Origin of the sequence: Acinetobacter sp. HY1485 (assembly GCF_027568475.1) — a bacterium.
Lineage (GTDB): Bacteria > Pseudomonadota > Gammaproteobacteria > Pseudomonadales > Moraxellaceae > Acinetobacter.
In genome coordinates this window covers 199039-225342 of record NZ_JANKZG010000002.1, presented here as the reverse complement: position 1 = coordinate 225342, position 26304 = coordinate 199039, and the positions used below count along the sequence as shown (strand labels likewise).

Genomic DNA, 26304 nt, shown 5'->3' with positions numbered 1-26304 from the left:
GTGGTTTTTTAATGCCATGTTAAATGTTTAAATTTAGAATGCTGAGCATTAGAATTAATTAAATAAGAATTTTCACAGTGACTTAAAATAGGATAGTCATCTTTAATATGATCGCTATAGGTTGCAAACCATGGCGCTGTAATACCAATTTCCTTTAACCGAGTTACTTTTTGTTCATGGCTACAATGCTGACCACCAACCCATCCACTAAATACAGGTTTTAAAGGTGTACCTAAAACTTCAATATTTAAATGAAGTGAAGAGATTAAAGCCTGAGCAAGCCACTCGGGTGCAGCAGTGACCACAATTACACGCCTGTTTTGTGCTAGATGTTCATTAAGCGTAGTAAGCGCATCTGCAAACCAATGTAAGCCTTTTAAATGATGTGCAAAATTTGAAAAATTCGTTTTAAGTTGATGTTCACTTAAACCAAATGTGGCAACCCAAACAAATAAAGATGCGCCAAATCCTTTAAAGCGTTTTATTTGCATAAGTAGCATGGCAATCGGTAAGATAACTAAAGCAAATATAAAACGTATAGGGTTACTTTTAAGCTGTTGAGTAAGCCATATCTTGGTGCTGTCGGCAGAAAGTAGTGTGCCGTCCATGTCAAAAATAACAATTTGCTGTGGCATATATTATTAAATTTATAAGTTGCGTCATGGTCGTTATACTATACAAATAGCTACTTCGTCTAAATATTATACCATTGCAGATCATATCCATGATGAGCAAAGAAATCATCAATACATTTTGGTGTTGATGTTAAACAATCCATTCTCACCCAAAAAACTTGAAGTATATTTTAAAGATAAACCTGATCTGTCAGTGTCATTTGATGTGGAATACGAGAGTGATCCCATTGTTGAATGGCTTGTTTTAGCATACGAGCAGGCGTATCCAACTCTAAAGGGTGTTGATGTAGTGCTTTATTCGCTTGTTGCAACAAAAGAGGTGCTTGTTTTGGATCAAGCGCTTGAGCCATATTTTGTTTAGAGAGCTTTTGTCCATTGGCATTCATGGCAAGCGGTAAATGCATATAATTGAGCTTTGGATAGCCTAAAACTTGCCCAAGCCATATTTGTCTTTGCGTATTATCTAACAAGTCTGCACCACGTACTACATGGGTAATACCTTGTAAATAATCATCCACGACCACGGCCAATTGATAATTAATAATGCCATCACGGCGTTTTAAAACAAAATCGCCTAAGTCTTGCGTTAAGACCGAACAATGTGTGCCTTGGAGTGCATCATCAAAATAAATGGGCTGATCATCTACTTTTACACGAATGGCTTGATGAGCAAAATCTAAGTTAAGTGAACGACAAGTACCTGCATAAATAGCATTTGAACCCAACATTTTGCGGGTACATTGGCAGGCATAAATAGCATGTTGTTGTTTAAGTTGATGCAAGACATCTTCGTAAATATCTAAACGTTCTTTTTGAAATAAAATATTGCCATCTATCTCAAATTCAAAGGCATCTAAACATTGTAAAATATGGGCTTCACTACCGGGGTAAATACGGGGGATATCTGTATCTTCAATACGTACATGCCAAAGTCCTTGCTGTGATTTTGCTTCACAATAACTTGCAAGGGCGGTAATAAGTGAGCCAAAGTGAAGAGGACCGGTTGGCGAGGGGGCAAACCGACCCACATAAGGAGGTTGATGCGTAAGACGCATAACTTAACCCTTGTTTTGTTTCTCTTTAATTTCTGCAAGTGTTTTGCAATCAATACACAGTGTTGCTGTTGGGCGTGCTTCTAAGCGACGTAAACCAATTTCAATACCGCATGTTTCACAAAAACCATAATCATCATTTTTAATCGCTTCAATTGATTGCTCAATTTTACGAATAAGACGACGTTCACGATCGCGTGTACGTAACTCAATTGCAAACTCTTCTTCTTGCGTTGCACGGTCGTTCACGTCAGGTAATGCAGAAGACTCTTCGTGCATGTTATTGAGTGTACGGTCAACTTCCGTCATTAACTCAGATTTCCATGCCAATAGAATTTTTCTGAAATGCTCTAATTGCGCCTCAGACATGTATTCTTCATTTTTCTTTGGCTCGTATGGTGCAATACCAAATAAGCTTGCAGTTGAAGTGTTTTGAGCAACTTTTGCTTTTGGCTTGCGTCCGCGTTTTGGCGCTTCGCCCTGTTCATCGAGTTGGTTTAAAGTGTCATTCGCCATATCGGGCATTCCTCATCATATCCGTCAAAAGCGACGTCGTTAATCGCTACAGTAATATGCAAGTTTTTGTTATTACGACCTTGAGATCAGCAACTCTTTAAAGTTCACCATCCTCAAGGGCTCGTCATCATAAAGACTTTTTTTAAAATTAGATAGTCTTTGTTTCAAAGATGAGAGCCTACTTTTTTGAACGTTTAAAAGCAACAAAAATTTAATAGCCTGATAATGATGGATCGGTATTCGGTATCAAAGCAGGAACACGATAAACTTGGGTAAAAAACTCTCCATTATCATATAGTTTTAAAATACGATATCCCGGTGCCATAGCATCTAATGCAAAATTATAACTTTTGGGTTTAAATTGTACACAGGTAGACGGAACGGAAAAAATATCAATATGTCCTAATTTTTGATGTGCTTCTTGATGTACATGCCCATGAATCACTGCCTTAATATTAGGATATTGCTTTAAAACATTAGCAAAGTCAGGTGTGTTTTTTAGTTTATGTTGATCAATCCAATGCGATTGCATTTCAATAGGGTGATGATGACAAGCAACAATAATATGCCGATCTTGGTGTTGTTCTAAGAAGTAAATTAGCATTTGAAGATCAGTTTCAGCAATACAACCGTCTGTTCTACCTTTAACCGCACTATTAATTAAAATAATACTCCACGGCTTTAAATCAATAACACTCACACGCTCGTAGTTTTGTAAGGGAAAACAGTTCAAATCATCATGATTACCCGGCGTTTGATAAAACGGGATTTTGAGTGATGCCATATACTCAAGATAACGAGTATAGGTGTGTGGGTGTGCCTCTTGCGCTAAGTCACCTGTATGAACTAAGCAATCGATAGGACTATGAGTGGCTTGGATATGCTGCATTAAACCAAGAAAAGTATCTTCTGGGTTCATACCTACAAATTGAGCATGGGGAGATTGCATTAAATGCGTATCGCTAATTTGAACAACGGTTTGAAAAGCCATGTTATTCCTAATTTTTTATTTTTTGAGCAAGCCACTGTAATGCCATAATCACAGGCGCATTACGAATTTGTGGGTGCTTTAAAAGTGAATCTAAATCGGCATAGTTAAAAATGTGGAGTTTAATATCTTCTCCTTCTGTTTTTAGCCCATAGATATTGCCATCACTTGGTAATTCGGCTTGTGCTGAATATAAGAAGAAACGCTCTGTACATGCCCCTGCCGATGGATAGAACGTAAATAAATGTTCAATCTCGAAAAGATGGCAACCTGCTTCTTCTATACTTTCTCGGGTAATGCAGGTTTGCGGGTCTTCACCTTCATCAATAATGCCTGCAACAATTTCAAGTTGCCATGGCGTTTGATCATCAAAAATAGCGCCCACACGAAATTGTTCAATCAGTGCAAATTGCTGTTGGTGATGGTTATAAATTAAAACGCCTGCGGCATCTTTACGGGCAATAAGTTCACGTTGTAGAACAGGAGAATAATGTGTTTGATTAAATAGACGATGTTTTAAACTGATTTTTTCGATACTTAAAAAACCATGGTAAACCGTTTCTTTTTGAATCACTTCAACATCTGAATGCTGATAGTAGGTGTGTTTTTTCATTGGACTAGATTGGAATTAGCACAAAACTCATTTCATGCTAACCAAGATTTTTAGATTAATAAATCTTTAATTTTGACTAAAATGTGACTAATTTGTCATTGTTTTAGATGGAATGTTAGACAATCCGAATAAAACAACGCTATAAATTATTCATATATAATCTAATTAACTATTTTCTAGGGCATCTTTCGCTGCATATTCACGTACGTTTTGTGTAATTTTCATTGAACAAAACTTAGGGCCACACATAGAACAGAAATGTGCAGATTTGTGAGCTTCTTTTGGCATCGTTTCATCGTGCATACTGCGTGCGGTGTCTGGGTCTAAACTTAAGTTAAATTGATCTTCCCAACGGAATTCAAAACGTGCTTTAGATAGTGCATTATCACGTGCTTGAGCACCCGGATGTCCTTTGGCTAAATCGGCAGCGTGTGCCGCGATTTTATAAGTAATAATGCCGTCTTTTACGTCTTTTTTATTGGGTAAACCTAAGTGTTCTTTAGGGGTTACATAACAAAGCATTGCTGTGCCGTACCAACCAATCATGGCAGCACCAATGGCGGAAGTAATATGATCATAACCCGGCGCAATATCAGTGGTTAGAGGACCTAAGGTATAAAATGGTGCTTCGTCACATACTTCAAGTTGTAAGTCCATATTCTCTTTGATCATATGCATTGGCACATGACCGGGACCTTCAATCATCACCTGTACGTCATGTTTCCATGCACGATGCGTAAGCTCGCCTAAAGTGCGTAACTCATTAAATTGTGCTTCATCGTTGGCATCTTGAATACAACCTGGACGCAAGCCATCACCTAAACTAAAGGCAATATCGTAGGCTTTCATAATTTCGCAGATGTCATCAAAATGGGTATATAAAAAGTTTTCTTGTTGATGTGCCAAACACCACTGTGCAATGATTGAACCACCCCGCGAAACAATGCCGGTTAAGCGGTTCGCTGTAAGCGGTACATAAGCAAAACGTACCCCTGCATGAATGGTAAAATAATCCACGCCCTGTTCTGCTTGTTCAATCAGCGTATCTTTAAAAATTTCCCATGTTAGGTCTTCTGCCACACCGTTTACTTTTTCTAAGGCTTGGTACATGGGTACAGTACCGACAGGAACAGGCGAGTTACGAATAATCCATTCACGGGTTTCGTGAATGTTTTGCCCTGTTGATAAGTCCATGATGGTATCTGCACCCCAACGGGTTGCCCATGTCATTTTTGATACTTCTTCATTAATTGAAGAACCTAAAGCAGAGTTACCAATATTGGCATTAATTTTAACCAAGAAATTACGCCCAATAATCATAGGCTCGCTTTCTGGGTGGTTAATGTTAGATGGAATGATGGCACGACCTGCGGCAACTTCTTGGCGAACAAATTCAGGTGTAATTTCTTTTAGGTTTTGTGCCCCAAAGTTTTGTCCTGCATGTTGGCGCATATCTACGTTTTCACGCTGACGCTGATTTTCACGAATGGCAATGAATTCCATTTCAGGGGTAATAATGCCTTGTTTGGCGTAGTGCATTTGTGTGACATTTTTGCCTAATTTTGCACGGCGTGGATTTTGAATATGTGCAAAACGAATATTCTCGGTACGAATATCACGTAAACGTGTACGTCCAAATTCAGAGCTTAAGCCTGCAAGTTGTTCAGTATCTTGACGTTCTTCAATCCATGTTTGGCGTACAGAAGGTAAACCTTGATTTAGATCAATACTCACGTTTGGATCGGTGTAGGCACCTGAAGTGTCATAAACCATGATCGGTTCATTTTTTTCGCCGCCCAAACCTTCAGGGGTATCTGCAAGTGCAATTTCACGCATCGGCACTTGGATATCAGGGCGTGTCCCTTGAATATAAACTTTTTTAGAGGCTGGCAATATACGAGTAAGGTCTTGAGATTCTTGCTCATGCTGGCAAGTAGAGGGGGTTTGACTCATCGAAGTAATCCTTTTAGGGTGTATCAACGAATCAAGCACGACCAAAAAGCGGGCGCAAAAAGGCGAGATTTTAGGCTGTGGCTTGATTCCTACGCAGGTCTTAACCTGATCAGGTTCAACGGTACTCACCTTGATTAAGGTGATCTCAGCGAGTCACTTCTCGCGCTCCGTCAAGCTAGGCACAGCTTATCACGTTTTTAAAATTGTTGTTTACTTGGTAGCTTATTTGCCACATTTCCCACATGGGTAATACAAATAGCATCACTAAAACAGTCCCGATTAATATGGGTACTATCAACCGCTAAAGGATCATTAAGTCCAATAAATTGATCTAACTGCTTACTTTCCATAATAATTTCTTTACTATCCGCACGTTGTTCTGTAGCGCTAAGTTCTACAGGAATACGTTGGTCACGCTCATGCTCTGAAATATGCAAAAACTGTAAAAACTTTTGTGCTTTTTTGGCAATTTGTGAGTGCGGTTCTTCACTTAGCATTTTAATTTCCATGAGGGCTTCAGGGTTAATATTGTCTTCGCCTTCGTAAAGGTTAGACACAGGCATGCTGGGTAAACCGTGGAACAAAAAGTGGATATAGGCAAACTTAAGACGTTGAGCATCTTCTACAAATAAGCTATTTGGGTATTGATGGGCGTAACGCTCCCAAAATTGTGCGCGATTGGCAATTTCTGACCACGTTAAATTAAAGGTTTGTTTTGCAAAAATCGGCTGTTGATTTTGCTCTGCCAAATGATTAATAAAAATTTGTTCGGCAGGGGGTAAATAAGGTGCAAAAACTTCTTTGAGATACTGTGGTTGACGGCGATACATTGTACGTCCATTGGCATCATATAATTCATAAAATGCCTGTCCTTGATGTTCAATCAAGTAACGATCACGCGGTGAGAACTCATTGATATGCTCTTGTTGCAAAGTAGGGTACATATTGGTGTTTTGTGCGTATTGCTCAAAGACCATTTGCTGTTTGGGTGTACGGTCGGCCGCTAAGAAGCGTTGATACATTGCAGTTGATGCGTAAAGTAATGTGGTACGTTCACTCATAGTGAGTTGAGGTAAACATTGTTTTAGTCGAAAATTTACTTCTTGCAGGGCTTGCACTGTACTACGGTTATTAATAGATTGAATGTTTTGTGAAATTTGATCACACGAAAAAGACATCACAGATGTTTTCGCTTGACGTGGTTGCTCATCAAACGTGTGTTGAGGCTTTTTTTGACATGCACTTAAACAAAGAATGAGTGCAAAACAAAAGAACACACGTGTTTGGGGCATAGATTCAACCTTAAATTAAAGTGAGTGAATAGTACTTATTATGCAAATTTTTAATTTAATTGCTGTAAAGGAATGACTTGTTTTCGTTAAAGAATTTACCAAACTGTGTGTAATTGCCTACAGCGTGGTGAATATGTCAAGAAATGTTAAAGTGACTTGTCGCAATTTGTCATAAAAGCGTCATGTTGCTTGTGCTTAAATACGCCTCTTTATTTATGACTTGGAGCATCTCTTGAGCTTAAAAAATCCAATGCTCGCTCATCATATTTCGTCACAATTTAATGAAGAATTACAAGAAGCGAATGCAAAGTTTATGGGCATGGGGGGCTTGGTCGAACATCAAGTGACACATGCTATTCATGCATTGTTAGATGCCAATTCAAAACTTGCAAAAGAAGTGGGCGAAAAAGAAAATACCGTCAATCAGCTTGAGCGTGAAATTGATGAAAGTTTAACGCTTATTTTGGCGCGCCGTCACCCTGCTGCGATTGATTTGCGTATGGTGATTGCCATGAGTAAAGCCAATACAGATTTAGAGCGTATTGGCGATGAGGCAGCAAAAATTGCTCGTATTGCACAAGATTTATGTGAAGCGGGGCAGTCTACGCATGGCTTTATGGAAACACGGCATATTGGAAATCAGGTGCGAGTCATGATTCATGATGCATTAGATGCATTTGCACGAGTGGACGCAGAACAAGCATTACTTGTATTGCGCGCAGATGCGGATATTGATCGTGAGTATCAGTCTGCTACAAGAACACTAATGACGTATATGATTGAGGATCCACGTTCTATTTCACGCGTGATGAATGTACTTTGGGTGTTACGAGCATTAGAACGTATTGGCGATCATGCACGTAATATTTCTGAGCAGGTGATTTATATTGCTAAAGGCTTAGATGTGCGTCATACCAGTGTGGATGAAATTGAACAAAAAGTACATGAGTAAAAAAAACCCAAACCTTGGGGGAGGTTTGGGAGAAAAGAGATAGCGAGTTGCTTTGCTATAAATTCATAGTATGAAAATTTAGCAACGATGTCTTGGGCACTCTTGTAAAAGATGGTGTTGTTATACATACCATCTGTAAAAGAATGTATCTATCTCTTCATAAAGTAAAAGACCTTGTGTGTACAAGGTCTTTTTGTGTTACTCAGGCTTCCAACCTTCTGCATGTTCAACAGAAGCATCATTACTGAAAAACTTTTCACGTTGTTCTTCTAAAAACTTTTTAGCATCAGGCTCAAATACATTTAAGCGTTTCTCATTAATGAGCGTCGTTTGGTGTTTTAACCATTCTTGCCATGCTTGTTTAGAAACCGTATCAAAGTATTCTTGTCCTTTAGCACCTGGAAATGGAGCAAAGTCTAAACCTTCCATTTCTGTTTGGTACTTACGGCAAATTACTTGTCGTGTCATGGTTGTATCCTATGCGTAGATTTGTGCCAAACGTGTGTGCGCACGTTCAATAGCAGCTTGAACTTGTGCAGGTGCTGTGCCACCAATATGGTCACGTGCACTTACAGATGCTTCTAATGTTAACGCTTTATCAAACACATCGGCAGTAATCAGGTCAGAAAATTGTTGTAATTGTTCAAGGGTTAACTCAGATAAGTCTTTTTTCTCTTGAACACCTAAAGCAACGGCTTTACCTACAATTTCGTGTGCATCACGAAACGCCACACCTTTTTTCACTAAATAGTCGGCAAGGTCTGTTGCTGTTGAGAAGCCACGTAATGCTGCTTCGCGCATTTCTTCAATGTTTGGTACAAGTGCAGGAACCATGTCGGCAAATGCCATTAAGCTACCACGTACGGTATCAATCGCATCAAATAATGGCTCTTTGTCTTCTTGGTTATCTTTGTTATATGCCAATGGCTGACCTTTCATGAGCGTAAGCAAACTGATTAAATCACCAAATACACGCCCTGATTTACCACGTACAAGCTCGGGTACATCTGGGTTTTTCTTTTGTGGCATGATTGATGAGCCTGTACAAAAACGGTCAGGAATTTGAACAAATTTGAACTGTGCTGATGTCCACAAAATAAGCTCTTCAGACATACGCGATAAATGCATCATAATTAAAGAGGCAGCAGCGTTAAATTCAATGGCAAAGTCACGGTCTGATACAGCATCCAGTGAGTTTTCACATACGCCATCAAAACCTAATAGTTCTGCGGTATAAGCACGTTCGATTGGGTAAGTTGTGCCTGCTAGTGCTGCTGCACCAAGTGGTAGACGGTTAACACGTTTACGGCAATCAATTAAACGCTCTGAATCACGTACAAGCATTTCAAACCAAGCTAAAAGATGATGACCAAAAGTGACAGGTTGCGCCGTTTGTAGGTGGGTAAAGCCTGGCATAATAGTATCCGTATTTTTAGATGCCAACTCTAAAAGTCCAAGCTGAAGGCGTTTAAGCGTTGCAAGCGTTGCATCAATTTCATCACGTAGATAAAGACGAATGTCAGTGGCTACTTGGTCGTTACGGCTACGTCCTGTGTGTAATTTTTTACCTGTAATGCCAATACGCTGAGTGAGTTGTGCTTCAATGTTCATATGAACATCTTCTAAGTCAACACGCCAATTAAATTGACCTGCTTCAATTTCTTTTTGAATATCAGTTAAACCTTGAATGATATCATCACGTTCTGCTTGGGTAAGTACACCTACTTTAGCCAACATGGTGGCATGGGCAATCGAACCTTGGATATCTTGTTTATAAAAACGTTGGTCAAATTGTACAGATGCGGTAAATTCTGCAACAAAGGCATCAGTTGCCTCAGAGAAACGACCACCCCACATGCCAGAGGTTTGGTTGTTCTTTTGTGATGTGGTGGGGGTTTTAGAAGATGTGGTCATGGCAGCTCAATCGATTAAAAAAAAGGTTAGTGCGTTCTAAAAATTTTGCAAGACAGCAAATTGAAGCAAATGCGACGTATCGGCAAGGACAAAAAACCTCAGCGTATGTGTTTACCAATATGGGGCATTGGCAATATATTGTGGAACTTTTTGTTGCCAGTTGCGTACTTGCGCTTGTGCTGGTGGTTGCAAAATCGCAATCTTTACAAAGTATTTGGTCATTTAATGTATTGCAATACATTATATATATCAACTGGGTTGTGATTGCTTTTGCAGTGATCGTGAATTATTTTCAAGCTTTTTTTAACCGTATTTCACAAATCAAAGGCTTGATGATCAGTTTTTTACTTTTACAACTGATTGTGATTGTGACGACATTCTCTCTTAATGTAGTAGAGGCAACATTTTGTTGTCATACTTTTAATTTAAGTAATTATACAGCAGCGCGTTTATTTGATGGTCTAACCCTACATTTAACTTATGGCATTTTATTAGGGGCATTTTGTTTACGTTATTTGTATATTCGTGACCAATGGCAACGTCAGCAAAATAGTGAGTTAGAATCTAGAATTCAAGCCATGCAGGCACGTATTCAACCGCATTTTTTATTTAATAGTTTAAATAGTGTGGTCAGTCTAATCACCATAGATCCTGAAAAAGCAGAAGATGCATTGATTAATTTATCGCAACTATTTCGAGTGAGTTTTCAGCAATTACGTTTGGTCACCTTGGCAGAAGAAATTCGGATTTGTAAACAATATATTGCTATTGAGAAAATACGGTTAGCCGATCGTTTAAATGTGACATGGCGTTTGCCTAATCCAAAATATTTAGATGCCATCCAAATTCCTCTTTTGAGCTTACAACCCTTATTAGAAAATAGTATTTTTCATGGGGTGGAGCGGATTAGTGGTTTATGCGAAGTCAGTATTTTGGTTGAAATTTTAGACACGCGTGTAAATATAGTGATTACTAATCCTTATCAAGAAGATATGGGGTCAGTCAGACAAGGTCATGGCATTGCGTTAGAAAACATAAAACAACGTTTAAAAGCATATTATGGTCGTCATGCATCGTTACAAAGTTCTGCAAGTGATCATGTCTTTACAACGGTTTTAAGTTATAAATATTTAAAGCATAAAGCCAAGGAATAACAATGAAGATTTTGATTTGTGATGACGAGCCGTTAGCGGTCATTCGTCTATCAAGGTTGGTGCAAGATTTAGGACATGAGGTCATTGCAACAGCAAGCCACGGTGCAGAGGTAGTCGAGTTAGCAAAACACTATAAACCTGATGTGATTTTACTTGATATTCAAATGCCACAAATGGACGGCTTACAATGTGCGCGTGAGTTATCCAAGTTACCTGTTAAACCTGCAGTGATTTTTTGTACCGCAGACAATACACATGCACTTACTGCGTTTCAAATTCAAGCCAATGGTTATTTATTAAAACCAATTGCCAAATCTGCATTAAAACAACAGTTAGAAGCGTTAACTACCTTTAACCAAGTTCAAGTGAACAGCCTAAAAGAGCAACAGCATAAAAAACAGCGACAACATATTACGGCAAAATCTCATAGAGGTATGGAGCTAATTCCCATTGAGGACATTCATTATTTTTTAGCAGATCAAAAATATGTCACAATTCGCCACGCGCAAGGTAAAATTTTAATTGATGAAACGCTAAAAGATTTAGAGCAAGAATTTTCCGATTTATTTATTCGTGTGCACCGTAATGCACTTATTTCAGTTAAATATTTAGGGGGTTTAGAGTCGGTTGCGGGGCAACAGCAGGTGCGTATTCGTCAAACCGATGAGCGTTTGGTGGTTAGTCGCCGTCATTTAGCACAGTTGCGTGAGCGACTACAGTCCTTATAAGAAACTAAACTTGCTTTTTTATTTCAACCGCGTAAGTTTAGTCGTTAAAGAGCATGTTGTAAGAACACTATGAAGACATTAAAAATAGCAACTCGTCAAAGTCCTTTGGCGTTATGGCAAGCAGAACATATTAAAGCGCGTTTACAGCAACTACACCCAAACTTAAATGTAGAGTTGGTTAAATTTGTGACGCAAGGTGATAAAATTTTAGATACACCGTTGGCTAAAATTGGTGGTAAAGGTCTATTTGTAAAAGAATTAGAAAATGCCTTATTTGATGGGCGTGCAGACCTTGCAGTCCACTCAATGAAAGATGTGCCTATGCAACTTCCTCAAGGGTTAGAGTTAGCCGTTATTTGCGAGCGTGAAGATCCATTAGATGCTTTTGTATCTAATACTTATGCTTCTTTTGATGATTTGCCTCAAGGTGCAATTGTAGGTACTTCAAGTTTACGCCGTAAGTGCCAAATTTTGTATGCTCGTCCAGATTTAGTCATTCATGATTTACGTGGCAATGTGGGTACACGTTTATCAAAACTAGATAGTGGTTTATACGATGCGATTATTTTAGCAAGTGCAGGTCTGAAGCGTTTAGAACTTGCAAGCCGAATTCGTCATACTCTACCACCAAGCATGAGTTTGCCTGCAGTTGGACAGGGTGCATTAGGTTTAGAGTGTCGTACAGATGATGATGTCGTACGTCAATTGATTGAACCGCTACGTCACAATGAAACTGAAAGTTGTGTACGTGCCGAACGTGCATTTAATGCATTTTTAGAAGGTGGATGCCAAGTTCCAATAGCAGGCTACGCCACACTTCATCAAGATATTATTACCATTGAAGGGCGTGTAGGCAGTGTAGATGGGAAAACGCTTCTTAAAGCAGTTCATCAAGAACATATGGCACATGCAGAAGCGTTGGGTGAGGCACTTGCACAAGATTTATTAAAACAAGGTGCAGGAGAGTTGCTTCAAGCACTGCATGACTAATGCTATTTATCAATACACGCCCGACTGAACGGGCATACCATCTCACTCAAGCACTGGATTTTCCTGTGCTTGAGTTGCCATTGTTAGAGCTTGTACCAAATAAAATTGATATTGAGCAATATCAGCAGCTGGCTCAAGCACAAGTGGTGGTGGTGGTGAGTCCAACAGCAGCTCAATTAGGTTTAGATGGTCTTAAAAAAAGCGGTGTATCGTTAGAACAGCTTGAACATATTCAATGGATTGCAGTTGGTAAAACCACAGCGCAAGTCTTACAAAAAGTGGGAATAAATGCGTATATTCCAGAATTAGAAACATCCGAGGGCATGTTACAACTGCCTATTTTACGTAATATTAATAAAGGGTGTGTTGCGTTTTGGCGTGGACGAGGCGGACGACAATTTATGATGCAACATCTACAGGCTCAAGGTACAACAATCCTTAACTTTTGCTTATATTACCGTCAGCTACCCGATCACAGTCCTCAAATTTTTAAACAAAACTTAAGATATATTCAACATAATATGCCTATATTTGTGTGTATTAGCAGTGAAGCAAGTTGGCATAATTGGCTTCTGTTATGTAAACACTATCCCTATTTAATAAAGCAATGTATTTATTTAACTTTAGGTGAGCGTTTAACACAGCTTGTACAGCATACCGCATTATTGGTTCGGCAAATTCAAAATTTAACCCCAAAAAGCATACAAGAGGCTGTAAAGGAGGCATGATGAAGAAGCGTGTCGTGGTCATCGTTATATTAGGTGCACTTTGGGGCGCAAAGCTTCAATATGATTTGATTCAATCGACAGATCAGATAGACAGATTAAAAACACAGATTACACAAGTCGAGCAGTCTAAAGATAATCTGAATGACCAATTTGTGGCACTGCAACGCCAAGTACAAAGTCATTTAACCAATAGTAAAGAAAATATAGTGGTTCATGAAGTTGCGCAGGGTGCGATTGATCCTATTGTACTTATTCGTCAACATTTACAACTGATTCGTTTTGCAGTACAACAGCATCAAGATTTATATGCTATTGAACAAATTCAAGTTTTACGCCACCGGATGAGCCAATATTCAATTGCACCTGCATTACAACAAAGTTTATACGAGGCACTTGATAAAGATCAGCAACGCATTGAGCAGTATCATAATCAACAAGCACAACAACTGGTTCAGCTTAATCAACTATTTGAAAATTTGAATGATGCTATTCAGAAGCAACTTACGCAAACTAATCAGCACTATCAACCTAAAACCACATCTTTTTGGCAACGTTGGTTTGATATTCAGCCTGTACAGCAAGCACAATCTCAGTTAATGAATCAAAACTTGGTGATTAAGGAAATTCAGCTTAAAGCAGTGTTAGCACAACAGCAATTAGCATTAGGGCAGTATGTAGATTATCAAAAAACGTTAAGTGAATTACTGAACCAACTTAATCAAGCACCGAGCCTTAATAAAACTGAAATTTCTCAACTATTGAATAAAGCGAAACAACTTCCTGTGATTCCTGCGCCACAGTTAGCAACATTAGGCTTAATATGAAACAACTCTTGATATCCTATGCCATTATTTGTGTATTGGTCATTGCTGTTCTAAGTTTACTGAGCTATGGCAATGGGGCAGGCTATGTATATGTATTTTTTCATGGTTGGCAATTACAAACCAATATATGGGTGATATGTGGATTACTTGGTTTACTCAGTTTTCTTGGTCAAATATTGTGGCTATTATGCAAAAAGTATTTAACTCGCAAAAAACGTATTCAGACTGAAGTGTTTAGCTTCTCGGCATTACATCCTTATGAAAAACTTGCAATTTTGTGGTTGTTAGAAGCTGATCAAGAAAAAAAAGGCATGGTGCGAGGTATTTTTGATCAATCAGGGTTACTTAAAGATGTCGTACATGCCTCATTTTTATGGAAACAACAGCAGTTTGATGTTGCACTAAATTTATTAAAAGAGGCACCACCTAATGCGTTTGAATTAGCTGAATTACAACGTATTGAGCTTTATTTGGCAAATCAGCAAGGATTGGAAGCGCTTACCCATTTAGAATTTTTAAATCAGCATGAATTGTCACCGTGGTTGATGGATATTCAACAAGGATATCAGCATAAACTCACGACATTATGGGGACGATTTGCGATTGTTTTTCCATGGTTATATTTGACATCGACACGTTTTGGGCACTTAAATGAAACGGATAAAATGCAATGGCTGACACAAGTTTTAGCAACATTTGACCAAGCCACTTTTGAAGATTTAGAAAATTTAAAACAGCGTTATTTATTAATGCGAGATGATTATATTTTTCTAAGCATTTATGAAAATAAAGTATTGTGGCTTAAAATACTCGCACGCTTACCTGAAATGGCGGTTGAACATGAACAGTTAGTTGAGCTGTTATTGCAAGAACGTTTTAATTCAGAAGTATTTTATATGTGGTTTGAACAGCAAATATTATGTTCATGTCCTGATTATATCAAAATCGAAAAAACAATTGAGCTGTGGGAAAGTAAATATTCAGAAGTACCTATTTTTACTTTTGCAAAATGGCATATATATCAAGCGACAGACCAAAAAGAAAAAGCAGATCAATTATTAATACTTTATCCAAATCATATTTTAATGAGTTATTTAAGAGTTAAAGACAAAATTAAAAACGATGAAGGCTTAATTCAAGAGTTAAATGTTATTTTTGAGAGTGATACGAATTTTCTAAAACTGAATTTATCTTAATAATAATCGTAATATATGATTTATTTAAGATTAATTAAGGCATAAACATTGCATATCTAATTTCAAAATGGAGATTATGTATGCAACAAGAGCAATATCTAAAAAAGAAAATCGGGTTTTGGTCTTTAACAGCACTGTCTTTAGGTGGCATTATTGGTTCTAGTTGGCTTTTTGGACCCTATGTGACAGCGCAACTTGCAGGACCTGCTGCTATCCTTTCTTGGATGATTGGTGCTGTTGTTATTATATTTATTGCGCTTATTTATGCCGAGCTTGGGCGTGTAAAGCCTGAAACAGGTGGGCTTGGACGTTATCCTTTATATTCTCATGGCAAAATGCTCGCTACAGTAACCAGTTATTCTATTTGGTTAGGTTATTGTGCTACGGCACCTGTTGAGTCGGCAGGCGTTATTCAATATGCCAATCAATTTTATCCGCATCTTTATAATACGCAAACGCAACAACTGACTTCTCAAGGTATTTTATCTGCCAGTGCATTAATGGTCTTTTTTGTCGTATTTAACTATTTTGGCGTCAAGTTATTTGCAGTTACCAATACGGTTATTACTGTTCTTAAATTTCTTGTACCTTTACTCACTATTCTTGTTTTTTTAGTATCAGGATTTCATAGTGAAAACTTTACTAGTCAAGGTTTTGCACCTAATGGCTTTGGCGCAAGTCTAAGTGCTATTTTAACCAGTGGTATTTTCTTTGCCTATACCGGCTTTGGAAATGTGGTCATGATGGGAGGTGAGGTCAGTAATCCAAAGCGTAATATTCCTTTAGCATTAATTACCTCTCTCATTCTTGCAGCATTGTTATATGTAGCACTACAAACGGTCTTTATTGGTGCAATTCAACCTGAGCTACTTGCACACGGATGGAGCAATATTCATTTTGATTCACCTTTTGCAAACTTAGCAATTTTGATTAATGTCGTGTGGTTGTCTTGGATCATTACAGCAGACGCGATGGTATCGCCAACTGGTTCAGCTTTGACCTATACAGCAGGCACATCACGCCATGTTTTTGGTATGGCAAAAAGTGGTTTTGTACCACGTTATTTTGGTGTTATCCATCCACGTTTTGGTGTGCCTACACGTGCACTTATCTTAAATTTTGTAGTCGGTCTATTATTCTTATTTCCACTTAAAAGTTGGACAGCGATTATTGCGATTGTAGGCGCAATCAGTGTCTTTAAATATGCTTCAGCTTGTGTCACCGTCATGGTATTTAGAAAAGTAGGTGTCACTAAAGAACAGGGTCTACCTGGTATGCAATTTATTGCACCTATCGCTTTTGTATTAGCAACACTTTTAATTTATTGGACAAAATGGAGCAAAATCCAACTCGCATTTGCAGGCATTATTTTGGGTTTAATTGGTTATGGTGTTCTTCATATTATTAATAAAAATAAAACAGAAGAAATTATAGGTGGATTATATTTTATTGCTTATATACTTTTACTGATTTTATTATCTTATATAGGAAATTTTGGTGGAATAAATTTACTACCTGAACCCTATATGTCATTTATTGTCGCTATCATCGCTTACTTCTTTTATTTTATTGCTGTTTATAATGGTGCTTGGTATATGAAGAAAATAGATAATATAAAGAATTTTTCAAATTTATAAATTATGCTAAACTCAGAATTTAATATAATACAATATAAGCAAGATATATTAATTATATACACCCTTAAAATTATTGATTAATATATTTTGCGTAATTTTTATAATAATTTTTTGGAGTTTCTCTCATGCAAGATATTAGTGAATTAAGTGTTGATGAATTAAAGCGTTTACAGCAAGAAGCAGAAAGTTTGATTGCTTCAAAAAAAGAAAACGAAATTCAAAATGCGTACCAACAAGTGGTTGAAATTGCTGCCAAGCTAGATTTAACAGTTGAACAACTGATTGAGCAAGGCGCGCAAAAACATAAAACGACATCACGTAAAAAAGTTGAGCCTCGTTTTCGTAACCATAATCATCCGCAAGACACATGGACAGGACGTGGTAAACAACCGCGCTGGTTAGTTGCAGAACTTAAAAAGGGTGCAAAATTAGAAGACTTTCTAATTTAGTACATAACAGCCATACCAAAAAGTATGGCTTTCAACAAACATGCTATGATGTTATGAAAAGCGAAAATGAGAAAATTATGATGAACTGGACACTGCAAGCCATTTCAAATGAACTCAATGGTCAAAATATCACAATAGATCGTGATATGTTGGTAGGACGTCATCAAGACTGCGATATTGTATTGCAATCTTCCGAAATCTCACGTCGTCATGCTGCTTTCCACATTAAAGATGATACGTTATGGTTAGAAGATCTAAAGTCATCAAATGGCACATTTGTAAATGATTTAAGAATAGAAGAACCTACACGTCTAAAAAATAACGATGTAATTCAATTTGCAAATTTACGTTTTTCTCTTGTTGCGCCTGCACAACAAAATGAGCCAACCGCTCAAGAAATTAAAGAAGCAGAGCAAGTGATAGATAAAGGAATGCCAACGCTAGAAGAACGTGCTAAAGAAACACCAATTTCGAAAGATGGTGTACCACAACATGTGGATATTCCAAAACCTGCACCCATTCCTGAGCATGTAGATTTAGAAGTACAGCCACAACCAAAAACAATTGCTCAACCACAAAATAGTGATATCGCTAAAGAAGTTGAACAACAGAAAAATGCATCTGTTGGGCTGATAACAGTCATTATTATTCTGTTAATTGCTGCAATGGTCTGGTTTTTCTTTTTTAGATAATCACATGCGTCATTATTAAGGCATGCAACGCATGCCTTTTTTATAAAAGGTTGAATATGGATATTCAAAATAAAAAACTGATTTTATGTGACTTAGATGGAACATTAATCGATACAGCACATGATATTGCTTATGCCATGAATTTAGCACTTCAGGATATGAATCTATCACAAGTGACGTATGCTCAAATTCAAAATTGGATTGGCAAAGGAACACAACAACTGTGCATTGATGTATTGAAACACGTTGCGTCTGATATCAATCAAGAACAAGAATTAATGACACGCTATTTAGCATATTACAAACAAAATGTTTGCCAGTATAGTCAGTTATATAAAGGTGTAGTCGAGTTTTTAAAAACATGTGATCAACAAAAACATATCTTAGCGTGTATTACCAATAAACCACATCATTTAGCGACGATCTTGCTCAACCATCTGAATATAGAACAATATTTTAAATTGATCTTAGGCGGTGATAGCCTACAACGAAGAAAACCAGATCCATTACCATTACACTATGCGATGCAACAGTTTAATATACCAGCACACCAAACACTGATGATAGGTGACTCACAGCATGATATTCAAGCTGCAAAAGCCGCAGGAATTGATTGTATCGCAGTAAGCTATGGTTATAATCATGGCAAAGATATTCAAAACAGTCAGCCAACACGGGTGGTTGCCAACCTAAATATACTATTAAGGAATTAAAAATGATGGTTGAAATGCTTTTTCGATGGCGTTGCTCATAAGACCTTTCGATTAAACCAAATTGATCTTTAAATTAACTTGAGCATTTCAACATGATGACATCACAAAAATATGAGCAACTTAAAGCGCAAGGCTTTAATACTATTCCTGTTTATCGCCGTCGCCTTGCAGACACTGACACACCACTTTCTGTATATGCACGCCTAGAAAAAAACTTACCTGCTTACTTGTTTGAGTCGGTAGAAGGTGGGGAAAAGTGGGCACGCTACTCTATTATTGGTTTGGGTGAGTCTACAATTTTTTCTTGTAATGAAGGTGAGTTAAAAATTCAAACACCTGAGGGACATATCACCACGCAACAATGTGCCGACCCATTTACGTTTATTCGCCACTTTCAATCACAATTTAAAGTACCAACACAACAAGAATTACCAGAGCTTCCTAAATTTACAGGTGGCTTAGTAGGTTACTTTGGTTACGATGCTGTACGGTATATAGAACCAAAACTTAAGAATATTCCTAATCAAGATCCTGTTGGATTACCTGACATTTGGATGATGCTTTCTAAAACTGTGATAGTATTTGATAACTTAAAAGGTACACTCTTTATTATTGTGCATGCTGATATCAACCATAATGAAAGCTATGAAGATGCCCAAGCAAAACTCGATCAAATTGAAAAATACTTAGAAAATCCAATTCGCTTGCATGCAAAACCACATACAGCACCCAAATTCACCTCTATTACAGGGGAAGATGCTTACAAAGCCTCTGTAGAAACAGTCAAAGAATATATTCGAGCGGGCGATGTCATGCAGGTTGTCCCTGGACATCGTATGGTGTCTTATTTTGATGGCGAAGCATTACAAGTATATCGTGCACTTAGACACTTAAACCCATCACCTTACCTTTTTTTAGTTCAAGGGCATACATTAGAAGATCAAAAACCATTTCATATTGTCGGCTCGTCACCAGAAATCTTATCGCGCTTAGAAAATGGTATAGCTACTGTACGTCCGCTCGCAGGTACCCGTCCACGAGGTAAAACAAAGCAAGAAGACTTAGCCTTAGAACAAGAACTGTTAGCAGACGAAAAAGAAATCGCTGAACATCTTATGCTCATTGATTTGGGACGCAACGATGTTGGGCGTGTTTCTAAAATTGGTAAAGTTCAAGTGACAGATAAAATGGTCATTGAACGTTACTCACACGTTATGCATATTGTTTCTAATGTACAAGGTGAAGTACAAGATAATGTTGATGCCTTAGATGTATTTAAAGCAACATTTCCCGCAGGTACACTTTCAGGTGCCCCTAAAATTCGTGCAATGGAAATTATTGACGAAGTAGAACCTGTTAAACGTGGTGTTTTTGGCGGTGCAGTGGGGTATTTAAGCTGGCATGGTGATATGGACATGTCAATTGCCATTCGTACATGTGTTATTAAAGAAAATCAGGTGTATGTACAAGCAGGTGCAGGTTTAGTTGCAGACTCAAATCCTGATGCAGAATGGAATGAAACGCAAATAAAAGCGCGTGCAGTGATCAAAGCGGTTGAATTATCATCAACTGGACTGATTTTATAAGTTTTTTTCATTTTTTTTTTAAAAAGCACTTGCATCAATTTAATAATTTGCTAAACTGCACACCGTTCCGATACGAAACGTACGAAACATTAAGAAAACGCCGACATAGCTCAGTTGGTAGAGCAACTGACTTGTAATCAGTAGGTCCTCAGTTCGAATCCGAGTGTCGGCACCATCTTAAAGTGGTCAAGCGTTAAAGTACAGAACAACACTGAAAATAAGTGTGATATGGTGAGATTCCCGAGCGGTCAAAGGGGGCGGACTGTAACTCCGCTACGAAAGTTTCGAAGGTTCGAATCCTTCTCTCACCACCAACCTTACTTCGACTGAAGTGGTGTATACCAACATGCGGGAGTAGCTCAGTTGGTAGAGCGGCAGCCTTCCAAGCTGCATGTCGCGAGTTCGACCCTCGTCTCCCGCTCCATCGAAGTTGTATCGCTCTTATAGCTCAGTGGTAGAGCACTCCCTTGGTAAGGGAGAGGTCTCCAGTTCAAATCTGGATAAGAGCTCCAAATATACAGTTTAGTAGATTATTCTACAAAGTTTAAAGAAAGCAGGCTTATTAGTCTGCTTTTAAAGTATTGGGTGTCTAATTTTTTTAGGCGATATGTCGATGTGCTGAATCAATCAGTTTTTGGTTCGACGTAAACGAGGAAGATCATCATGGCTAAAGCCAAGTTTGAACGTAATAAACCACACGTAAACGTGGGTACAATCGGTCACGTTGACCATGGTAAAACAACTTTAACTGCTGCTATTGCAACAATTTGTGCAAAAACTTACGGCGGTGAAGCGAAAGATTACGCAGCAATCGACTCTGCACCTGAAGAAAAAGCACGTGGTATTACAATTAATACATCACACGTAGAATACGATTCTCCAACTCGTCACTACGCGCACGTAGACTGTCCAGGTCACGCCGATTATGTTAAAAACATGATCACTGGTGCGGCTCAAATGGATGGCGCGATTTTAGTATGTGCTGCAACTGACGGCCCAATGCCACAAACACGTGAGCACATCCTTCTTTCTCGTCAGGTAGGTGTACCTTATATCGTTGTATTCTTAAACAAATGCGACCTTGTAGATGACGAAGAATTACTTGAATTAGTAGAAATGGAAGTTCGTGAACTTCTATCTGCTTACGATTTCCCTGGTGATGACACTCCAGTAATCCGTGGTTCAGCTTTAGCTGCACTTAACGCTGACCAAGGTCAATATGGCGAGTCAGCTGTAATTGCACTTGTAGAAGCCTTAGATTCTTATATTCCTGAGCCAGAGCGCGCAATCGACAAAGCATTCTTGATGCCAATCGAGGACGTATTCTCTATTTCTGGTCGTGGTACTGTAGTAACAGGTCGTGTAGAAGCGGGTATCGTAAAAGTTGGTGAAGAAATTGAAATCGTTGGTATCAAAGATACTACGAAGACAACTGTAACTGGCGTTGAAATGTTCCGTAAATTGCTTGACGAAGGTCGTGCAGGCGAGAACTGTGGTGTACTTTTACGTGGTACTAAGCGTGAAGACGTACAACGTGGTCAAGTATTAGCTAAACCAGGTACGATCAAGCCACACACTAAGTTTGATGCAGAAGTATACGTACTTTCTAAAGACGAAGGTGGCCGTCATACTCCATTCTTAAATGGTTACCGTCCACAGTTCTACTTCCGTACAACTGACGTAACTGGTGCGATCCAATTACAAGACGGCGTTGAAATGGTTATGCCAGGTGACAACGTTGAAATGTCAGTAGAATTGATCCACCCAATCGCAATGGACGCAGGCTTACGCTTCGCGATCCGTGAAGGTGGTCGTACTGTAGGTGCTGGTGTTGTTGCTAAAGTAACTGCATAATAATAAAATTAAATCGAGAGCCTAGGTTCTCGATTTACTTTGTAGGCTAGTAGTTCAATTGGTAGAGCGTCGGTCTCCAAAACCGAATGTTGGGGGTTCGAGTCCCTCCTGGCCTGCCATTTTAAAAATTAAAGCTAGATGCTTGCTAAATTGTCTTATAATAAGTCGCGAATTCTACGACGAGTAAAACCATGTCGAATGATAAATCGCGTGACGCATTAAGCGACGCGCCAATCCCTCAAAGAAGTAATTCCGCTGAAGTTGTTCGTTCTAGTTCTCCTTTAGATATTGTTCTATGGGTAATTGCGATTGCATTAATAATAGGCGCATCCCTAACTACACAATATCTTCCTGGATATTGGGCACCTGCAAGTAATGTTTGGGTGCAAGTCGGGGTAATTTTAGCTTGTATCATCGTGGCTTTAGGTTTATTATACGCCACCCATCAAGGCAAAGGTTTTGTTCGTTTGCTAAAGGATGCACGCGTAGAACTACGCCGAGTAACTTGGCCAACCAAGCAAGAAACTGTAACAACTTCATGGCAAGTTGTGTTAGTGGTTTTTATTGCCTCTATCGTCTTGTGGTGTTTTGACTACGCTATGGGCTGGTTAGTAAAGTTAATGATCGGATAAAGAGCTATGAAACGTTGGTATATTATTCATGCCTATTCAGGCTATGAAAAACAGGTGATGCGTTCACTTAAAGAGCGAATCCAGCGTAGTGCTGTAGCCGAAAGCTTTGGTGAAGTCCTTGTTCCTACTGAAGAAGTAGTCGAAATGAAGGATGGTAAGAAGCGCAAATCAGAACGTAAATTCTTTCCAGGCTATGTATTAGTTGAAATGGAAATGAATGATGACACTTGGCATATTGTGAAAGAGTGTCCAAAGGTTCTTGGTTTTATTGGTGGAACACCTGAAAAACCTGCGCCAATTACACAAAAAGAAGCAGATGCAATTCTAGCTCGTGTACGCAATACTGGTGAGGCACCTCGTCCTAAAACGATGTTTGAACCAGGCGAAGAATTATTGGTTATTGATGGCCCATTCACAGACTTTAAAGGGGTTGTGGAAGAGGTTATTTATGACAAGTCGCGTTTAACGCTGACAATTAACGTATTTAATCGACCAACTCAAGTAGAACTTGAGTTCCGTCAAGTTGAAAAAACAATTTAATTGATTTTTCATTACTCATTTTGAGTAAGTTGTTCATAAGTTGGGGAGCCTAGCGGCGTTTGTACCCAGAGGAATTTTAAAATGGCTAAGAAGATTGACGGCTATATCAAGCTGCAAGTTCCAGCTGGTAAAGCAAATCCATCTCCACCAATTGGTCCTGCATTAGGTCAACGTGGTGTTAACATCATGGCATTCTGTAAAGAATTCAATGCTGCAACACAAAAAGTTGAACCAGGTCTTCCAATTCCTGTTGTGATTACTGTGTACAACGATAAATCGTTCACATTTATCATGAAAACTCCACCTGCATCTATTCTTCTTAAGAAAGCTGCTGGTATCCAAAAGGGTTCATCTGTACCAAACAAAACTAAAGTTGGTAAGTTAACTCGTGCTCAACTAGAAGAAATCGCGACTACTAAAGAACCAGATTTAACTGGTGCTGATTTAGACGCACGTGTTCGTACCATTGCTGGTTCTGCACGTTCTATGGGCTTGGAAGTGGAGCTATAAGACATGGCAAAGTTAACTAAACGTCAAAAAGCCATTGCTACTGCTGTAGAAGCAAATAAAGTTTATACTTTAGAAGAAGCGGTAGAATTGCTTAACGGTTTACCTGCAGTGAAGTTCAAAGAATCATTAGATGTTTCTGTAAACTTAGGTGTAGATCCACGTAAATCTGATCAAGTAGTACGTGGTGCAACAACTTTACCTGCAGGTACTGGTAAGACTGTACGTGTTGCTGTATTTGCTCAAGGTGCTGCTGCTGAAGCTGCAACTGCTGCTGGTGCAGATATTGTTGGTTTTGATGACCTTGCTGAAAGCATCCAAAAGGGTAATCTTGACTTTGATGTTGTAATTGCAGCTCCTGATGCAATGCGCGTTGTAGGTAAGTTAGGTACAATTTTAGGACCACGTGGTTTAATGCCAAACCCTAAAGTAGGTACAGTAACTCCTGACGTTGCAGGCGCAGTTAAAAATGCTAAGTCTGGTCAAGCACGTTACCGTGTAGACAAAGCGGGTATTATCCACGCTGCAATTGGTCAAGTAGGTTTTGAAGCAACTGCAATCCGCCAAAACGTTGAAGCATTAGTAGCTGATTTGAAAAAAGCGAAACCTGCAACTTCTAAAGGTGTATACATCAAAAAGATCACTTTAAGCTCAACTATGGGCCCAGGTCTTGCAATTGATGTAGCAAGCGTTTCTAACTAAGTTTGATCTTAGTAAAGAATTCTTAAATCTCCAAAGATTAGATATTTATCTACTTTGGAGTGGACTTTGAATTGATAGGTTGAAGCCTATTAGCGTCAAAGACCTCAGGCGAGAAGGGAAACTTTCTCTTAATAAACTAGCCTGCGTAGACGCGGTGGTGTGATTTTTTCCTCCTCCGCGTGTAAGTCCTTTGGGCTTACGAATTGGGAGTGTATTCGCTTTGAATACATAAATCACCTTAGGAGGTTCTACAGTGGCTCTACTATTAGAGAACAAAAAAGAAATCGTTGCTCAAGTTAACGAAACTGCAAGCAATGCTTTCTCTGCTGTTGTTGCTGACTACCAAGGTTTAAACGTTGAGCAATTAACACAATTACGTGTTGAAGCTCGTAAGTTAGGTGTAAGTACGCGTATCGTACGTAACACTCTAGCAAAACGTGCGCTTGAAGGTACTCAATTTGATATCTTGAGCGACAACCTTGTTGGCCCAACAATTCTTGCTTTTTCAACTTCTGAAGACGACATGGGTGCAGCAGCACGCTTGTTCGAAGAATTTGCGAAAACAAACAAAGCGTTTGAATTAAAAGCAGCTGCGTTTGACGGTAAAGTTTATCAAGGTGAAGAGATTAGCGTTATTGCAAATCTTCCAAACCAAGAAAAAGCGCTTACTATGCTTGCAAATGTTCTTCAAGCTCCTATTTCGAAATTGGGTCGTCTTATTACAGCGCTCAAAGAGAAAAACGAGCAAGAAGCAGCATAATCCATTTTCCACACCATTTAATATCCATTTGGAGTTATTCTCATGGCTTTAACTAACGAAGAAATCCTAAACGCAGTTTCAGAAAAAACTGTTCTTGAACTTGTTGAATTAATTTCTGCTTTTGAAGAGAAATTCAACGTATCTGCTGCGGCTGTTGCTGTAGCTGCTGCTGGTGGCGCTGCTGCTGCAGAAGAAGAGCAATCTGAATTCAATGTTGAATTGACTAGCTTTGGCGCAAACAAAGTAGCTGTAATTAAAGCAGTTCGTGGCGCAACAGGCCTTGGTCTTAAAGAAGCTAAAGATTTAGTTGAAGGTGCTCCACAAATTCTTAAAGAAGGCGTGAGCAAAGAAGAAGGTGAAGAACTTAAGAAGAGTCTTGAAGAAGCTGGTGCTACAGTTACTCTTAAGTAATTTACTTATGGAGCCAATTTTTAAAATTGGTTCCAAAAATTGGCTGGTGGCTCTTGGGGCATCAGCCTTTTTGCGTTATAATAATCGGCTCGATTTTTGTGCAAATACAGCAAAAGTAGAATTTTTTAAAAAAAAGCGCATCAAATCAAACGCTTAACAATATTTTTGCCCTCTAAAAAATATTGTTAAGCGTTTTATTACCACTCTCATTTGCAGCATTTGTAAGTAGTGGTGGCCATATCGGCCTGCGTAATTCCTTCTAAATCCGAACTGCAGGCGGATTTAG

The 26304-nt window shown here is 38.7% G+C and carries 28 protein-coding genes, 5 tRNA genes and 1 riboswitch; of the genes, 24 read left to right on the top strand and 9 right to left on the bottom strand.

Annotated features, from left to right (window positions below):
• Positions 1-8 precede the first annotated feature (8 nt).
• From PCI70_RS03000 to PCI70_RS02970, 7 genes are all read right to left on the bottom strand, one after another.
• Positions 9-635: a haloacid dehalogenase-like hydrolase gene (locus PCI70_RS03000; RefSeq protein ID WP_269913868.1), complete on the bottom strand. Its 627-nt coding sequence runs from the start codon at positions 633-635 to the stop codon at positions 9-11.
• Positions 636-805: 170 nt separating this feature from the next.
• Positions 806-1690, bottom strand: a complete 885-nt coding sequence (gene gluQRS / locus PCI70_RS02995) for a tRNA glutamyl-Q(34) synthetase GluQRS (RefSeq protein WP_269913867.1) — start codon at positions 1688-1690, stop codon at positions 806-808.
• 3 nt (positions 1691-1693) lie between these two features.
• Positions 1694-2203, bottom strand: coding sequence for an RNA polymerase-binding protein DksA (gene dksA / locus PCI70_RS02990; RefSeq protein ID WP_269913866.1), 510 nt, complete (start codon positions 2201-2203; stop codon positions 1694-1696).
• 211 nt (positions 2204-2414) lie between these two features.
• Entirely contained in the window at positions 2415-3194 is a 780-nt protein-coding gene (locus tag PCI70_RS02985; protein WP_269913865.1) for a metallophosphoesterase, read from the bottom strand.
• A 7-nt stretch (positions 3195-3201) separates the two neighbouring features.
• On the bottom strand, positions 3202-3804 hold the full coding sequence (locus PCI70_RS02980; protein WP_269913864.1) for an NUDIX domain-containing protein: 603 nt from the start codon (positions 3802-3804) through the stop codon (positions 3202-3204).
• Positions 3805-3969: 165 nt separating this feature from the next.
• Positions 3970-5757 (bottom strand): phosphomethylpyrimidine synthase ThiC, encoded by a 1788-nt coding sequence (gene thiC, locus PCI70_RS02975; RefSeq protein WP_442865143.1) that lies wholly within the window; start codon positions 5755-5757, stop codon positions 3970-3972.
• Positions 5758-5826: 69 nt separating this feature from the next.
• Positions 5827-5937: riboswitch (TPP riboswitch) on the bottom strand.
• A gap of 17 nt (positions 5938-5954) precedes the next feature.
• Positions 5955-7049 carry a hypothetical protein gene (locus tag PCI70_RS02970; protein ID WP_269913863.1) on the bottom strand — a complete coding sequence of 365 codons (1095 nt, stop codon included), beginning with the start codon at positions 7047-7049 and terminating at the stop codon, positions 5955-5957.
• A 232-nt stretch (positions 7050-7281) separates the two neighbouring features.
• Between PCI70_RS02970 and phoU the strand changes: the two genes are divergently transcribed.
• Positions 7282-8001 carry a phosphate signaling complex protein PhoU gene (gene phoU, locus PCI70_RS02965; RefSeq protein WP_269913862.1) on the top strand — a complete coding sequence of 240 codons (720 nt, stop codon included), beginning with the start codon at positions 7282-7284 and terminating at the stop codon, positions 7999-8001.
• Between the two features lie 198 nt (positions 8002-8199).
• Here the strand turns inward: phoU and PCI70_RS02960 are convergent, their stop codons facing one another.
• Both PCI70_RS02960 and argH read right to left on the bottom strand, forming a co-directional pair.
• Positions 8200-8469, bottom strand: coding sequence for an oxidative damage protection protein (locus PCI70_RS02960; RefSeq protein WP_269913861.1), 270 nt, complete (start codon positions 8467-8469; stop codon positions 8200-8202).
• Between the two features lie 9 nt (positions 8470-8478).
• Complete coding sequence (argH, locus tag PCI70_RS02955; protein WP_269913860.1) at positions 8479-9915, bottom strand: argininosuccinate lyase; 1437 nt, start codon at positions 9913-9915, stop codon at positions 8479-8481.
• On the opposite strand from argH, the gene PCI70_RS02950 reads away from it, so the two are divergent.
• From PCI70_RS02950 to rplL, 23 genes are all read left to right on the top strand, one after another.
• A complete protein-coding gene (locus PCI70_RS02950; protein ID WP_269913859.1) occupies positions 9906-11069 on the top strand; it encodes a sensor histidine kinase in 1164 nt (387 codons plus the stop codon). The genes argH and PCI70_RS02950 overlap by 10 nt on opposite strands.
• Before the next feature lie 2 nt (positions 11070-11071).
• The gene (locus tag PCI70_RS02945; RefSeq protein WP_269913858.1) at positions 11072-11797 is read left to right on the top strand and encodes a LytR/AlgR family response regulator transcription factor; all 726 of its coding nucleotides are present in this window, start codon (positions 11072-11074) and stop codon (positions 11795-11797) included.
• A 69-nt stretch (positions 11798-11866) separates the two neighbouring features.
• On the top strand, positions 11867-12787 hold the full coding sequence (hemC, locus tag PCI70_RS02940) for a hydroxymethylbilane synthase (RefSeq protein ID WP_269913857.1): 921 nt from the start codon (positions 11867-11869) through the stop codon (positions 12785-12787).
• Positions 12787-13515: a uroporphyrinogen-III synthase gene (locus PCI70_RS02935; RefSeq protein WP_269913856.1), complete on the top strand. Its 729-nt coding sequence runs from the start codon at positions 12787-12789 to the stop codon at positions 13513-13515. Before hemC ends, PCI70_RS02935 begins: the two co-directional genes overlap by 1 nt.
• Entirely contained in the window at positions 13512-14339 is an 828-nt protein-coding gene (locus PCI70_RS02930; RefSeq protein WP_269913855.1) for a hypothetical protein, read from the top strand. Before PCI70_RS02935 ends, PCI70_RS02930 begins: the two co-directional genes overlap by 4 nt.
• A complete protein-coding gene (locus tag PCI70_RS02925) occupies positions 14336-15535 on the top strand; it encodes a heme biosynthesis protein HemY (protein ID WP_269913854.1) in 1200 nt (399 codons plus the stop codon). The genes PCI70_RS02930 and PCI70_RS02925 overlap by 4 nt, the downstream gene beginning before the upstream one ends.
• Before the next feature lie 80 nt (positions 15536-15615).
• On the top strand, positions 15616-17172 hold the full coding sequence (locus PCI70_RS02920; protein ID WP_269913853.1) for an APC family permease: 1557 nt from the start codon (positions 15616-15618) through the stop codon (positions 17170-17172).
• A gap of 125 nt (positions 17173-17297) precedes the next feature.
• Positions 17298-17621, top strand: coding sequence for an H-NS histone family protein (locus PCI70_RS02915; protein WP_269913852.1), 324 nt, complete (start codon positions 17298-17300; stop codon positions 17619-17621).
• A gap of 80 nt (positions 17622-17701) precedes the next feature.
• The gene (locus PCI70_RS02910; RefSeq protein ID WP_269913995.1) at positions 17702-18313 is read left to right on the top strand and encodes an FHA domain-containing protein; all 612 of its coding nucleotides are present in this window, start codon (positions 17702-17704) and stop codon (positions 18311-18313) included.
• A 56-nt stretch (positions 18314-18369) separates the two neighbouring features.
• Positions 18370-19026, top strand: coding sequence for a phosphoglycolate phosphatase (locus PCI70_RS02905; RefSeq protein ID WP_269913851.1), 657 nt, complete (start codon positions 18370-18372; stop codon positions 19024-19026).
• 92 nt (positions 19027-19118) lie between these two features.
• On the top strand, positions 19119-20612 hold the full coding sequence (gene trpE / locus PCI70_RS02900; protein WP_269913850.1) for an anthranilate synthase component I: 1494 nt from the start codon (positions 19119-19121) through the stop codon (positions 20610-20612).
• Positions 20613-20711: 99 nt separating this feature from the next.
• A tRNA-Thr gene (locus tag PCI70_RS02895) sits at positions 20712-20787 on the top strand.
• 55 nt (positions 20788-20842) lie between these two features.
• Positions 20843-20926 (top strand) — tRNA-Tyr (locus tag PCI70_RS02890).
• Positions 20927-20960: 34 nt separating this feature from the next.
• Positions 20961-21036, top strand: a tRNA-Gly gene (locus PCI70_RS02885).
• Positions 21037-21049: 13 nt separating this feature from the next.
• Positions 21050-21124 (top strand) — tRNA-Thr (locus PCI70_RS02880).
• A 151-nt stretch (positions 21125-21275) separates the two neighbouring features.
• A complete protein-coding gene (tuf, locus tag PCI70_RS02875; protein WP_269913849.1) occupies positions 21276-22466 on the top strand; it encodes an elongation factor Tu in 1191 nt (396 codons plus the stop codon).
• A 43-nt stretch (positions 22467-22509) separates the two neighbouring features.
• Positions 22510-22585, top strand: a tRNA-Trp gene (locus tag PCI70_RS02870).
• A 72-nt stretch (positions 22586-22657) separates the two neighbouring features.
• Positions 22658-23098, top strand: a complete 441-nt coding sequence (gene secE / locus PCI70_RS02865) for a preprotein translocase subunit SecE (RefSeq protein WP_269913848.1) — start codon at positions 22658-22660, stop codon at positions 23096-23098.
• A gap of 6 nt (positions 23099-23104) precedes the next feature.
• Positions 23105-23638, top strand: coding sequence for a transcription termination/antitermination protein NusG (nusG, locus tag PCI70_RS02860; protein WP_269913847.1), 534 nt, complete (start codon positions 23105-23107; stop codon positions 23636-23638).
• Positions 23639-23719: 81 nt separating this feature from the next.
• Entirely contained in the window at positions 23720-24148 is a 429-nt protein-coding gene (gene rplK / locus PCI70_RS02855; RefSeq protein WP_001074682.1) for a 50S ribosomal protein L11, read from the top strand.
• Between the two features lie 3 nt (positions 24149-24151).
• Positions 24152-24847: a 50S ribosomal protein L1 gene (gene rplA, locus PCI70_RS02850; RefSeq protein WP_269913846.1), complete on the top strand. Its 696-nt coding sequence runs from the start codon at positions 24152-24154 to the stop codon at positions 24845-24847.
• A 253-nt stretch (positions 24848-25100) separates the two neighbouring features.
• A complete protein-coding gene (rplJ, locus tag PCI70_RS02845) occupies positions 25101-25607 on the top strand; it encodes a 50S ribosomal protein L10 (RefSeq protein ID WP_269913845.1) in 507 nt (168 codons plus the stop codon).
• Between the two features lie 42 nt (positions 25608-25649).
• A complete protein-coding gene (gene rplL, locus PCI70_RS02840) occupies positions 25650-26018 on the top strand; it encodes a 50S ribosomal protein L7/L12 (RefSeq protein WP_269913844.1) in 369 nt (122 codons plus the stop codon).
• Positions 26019-26304 lie beyond the last annotated feature (286 nt).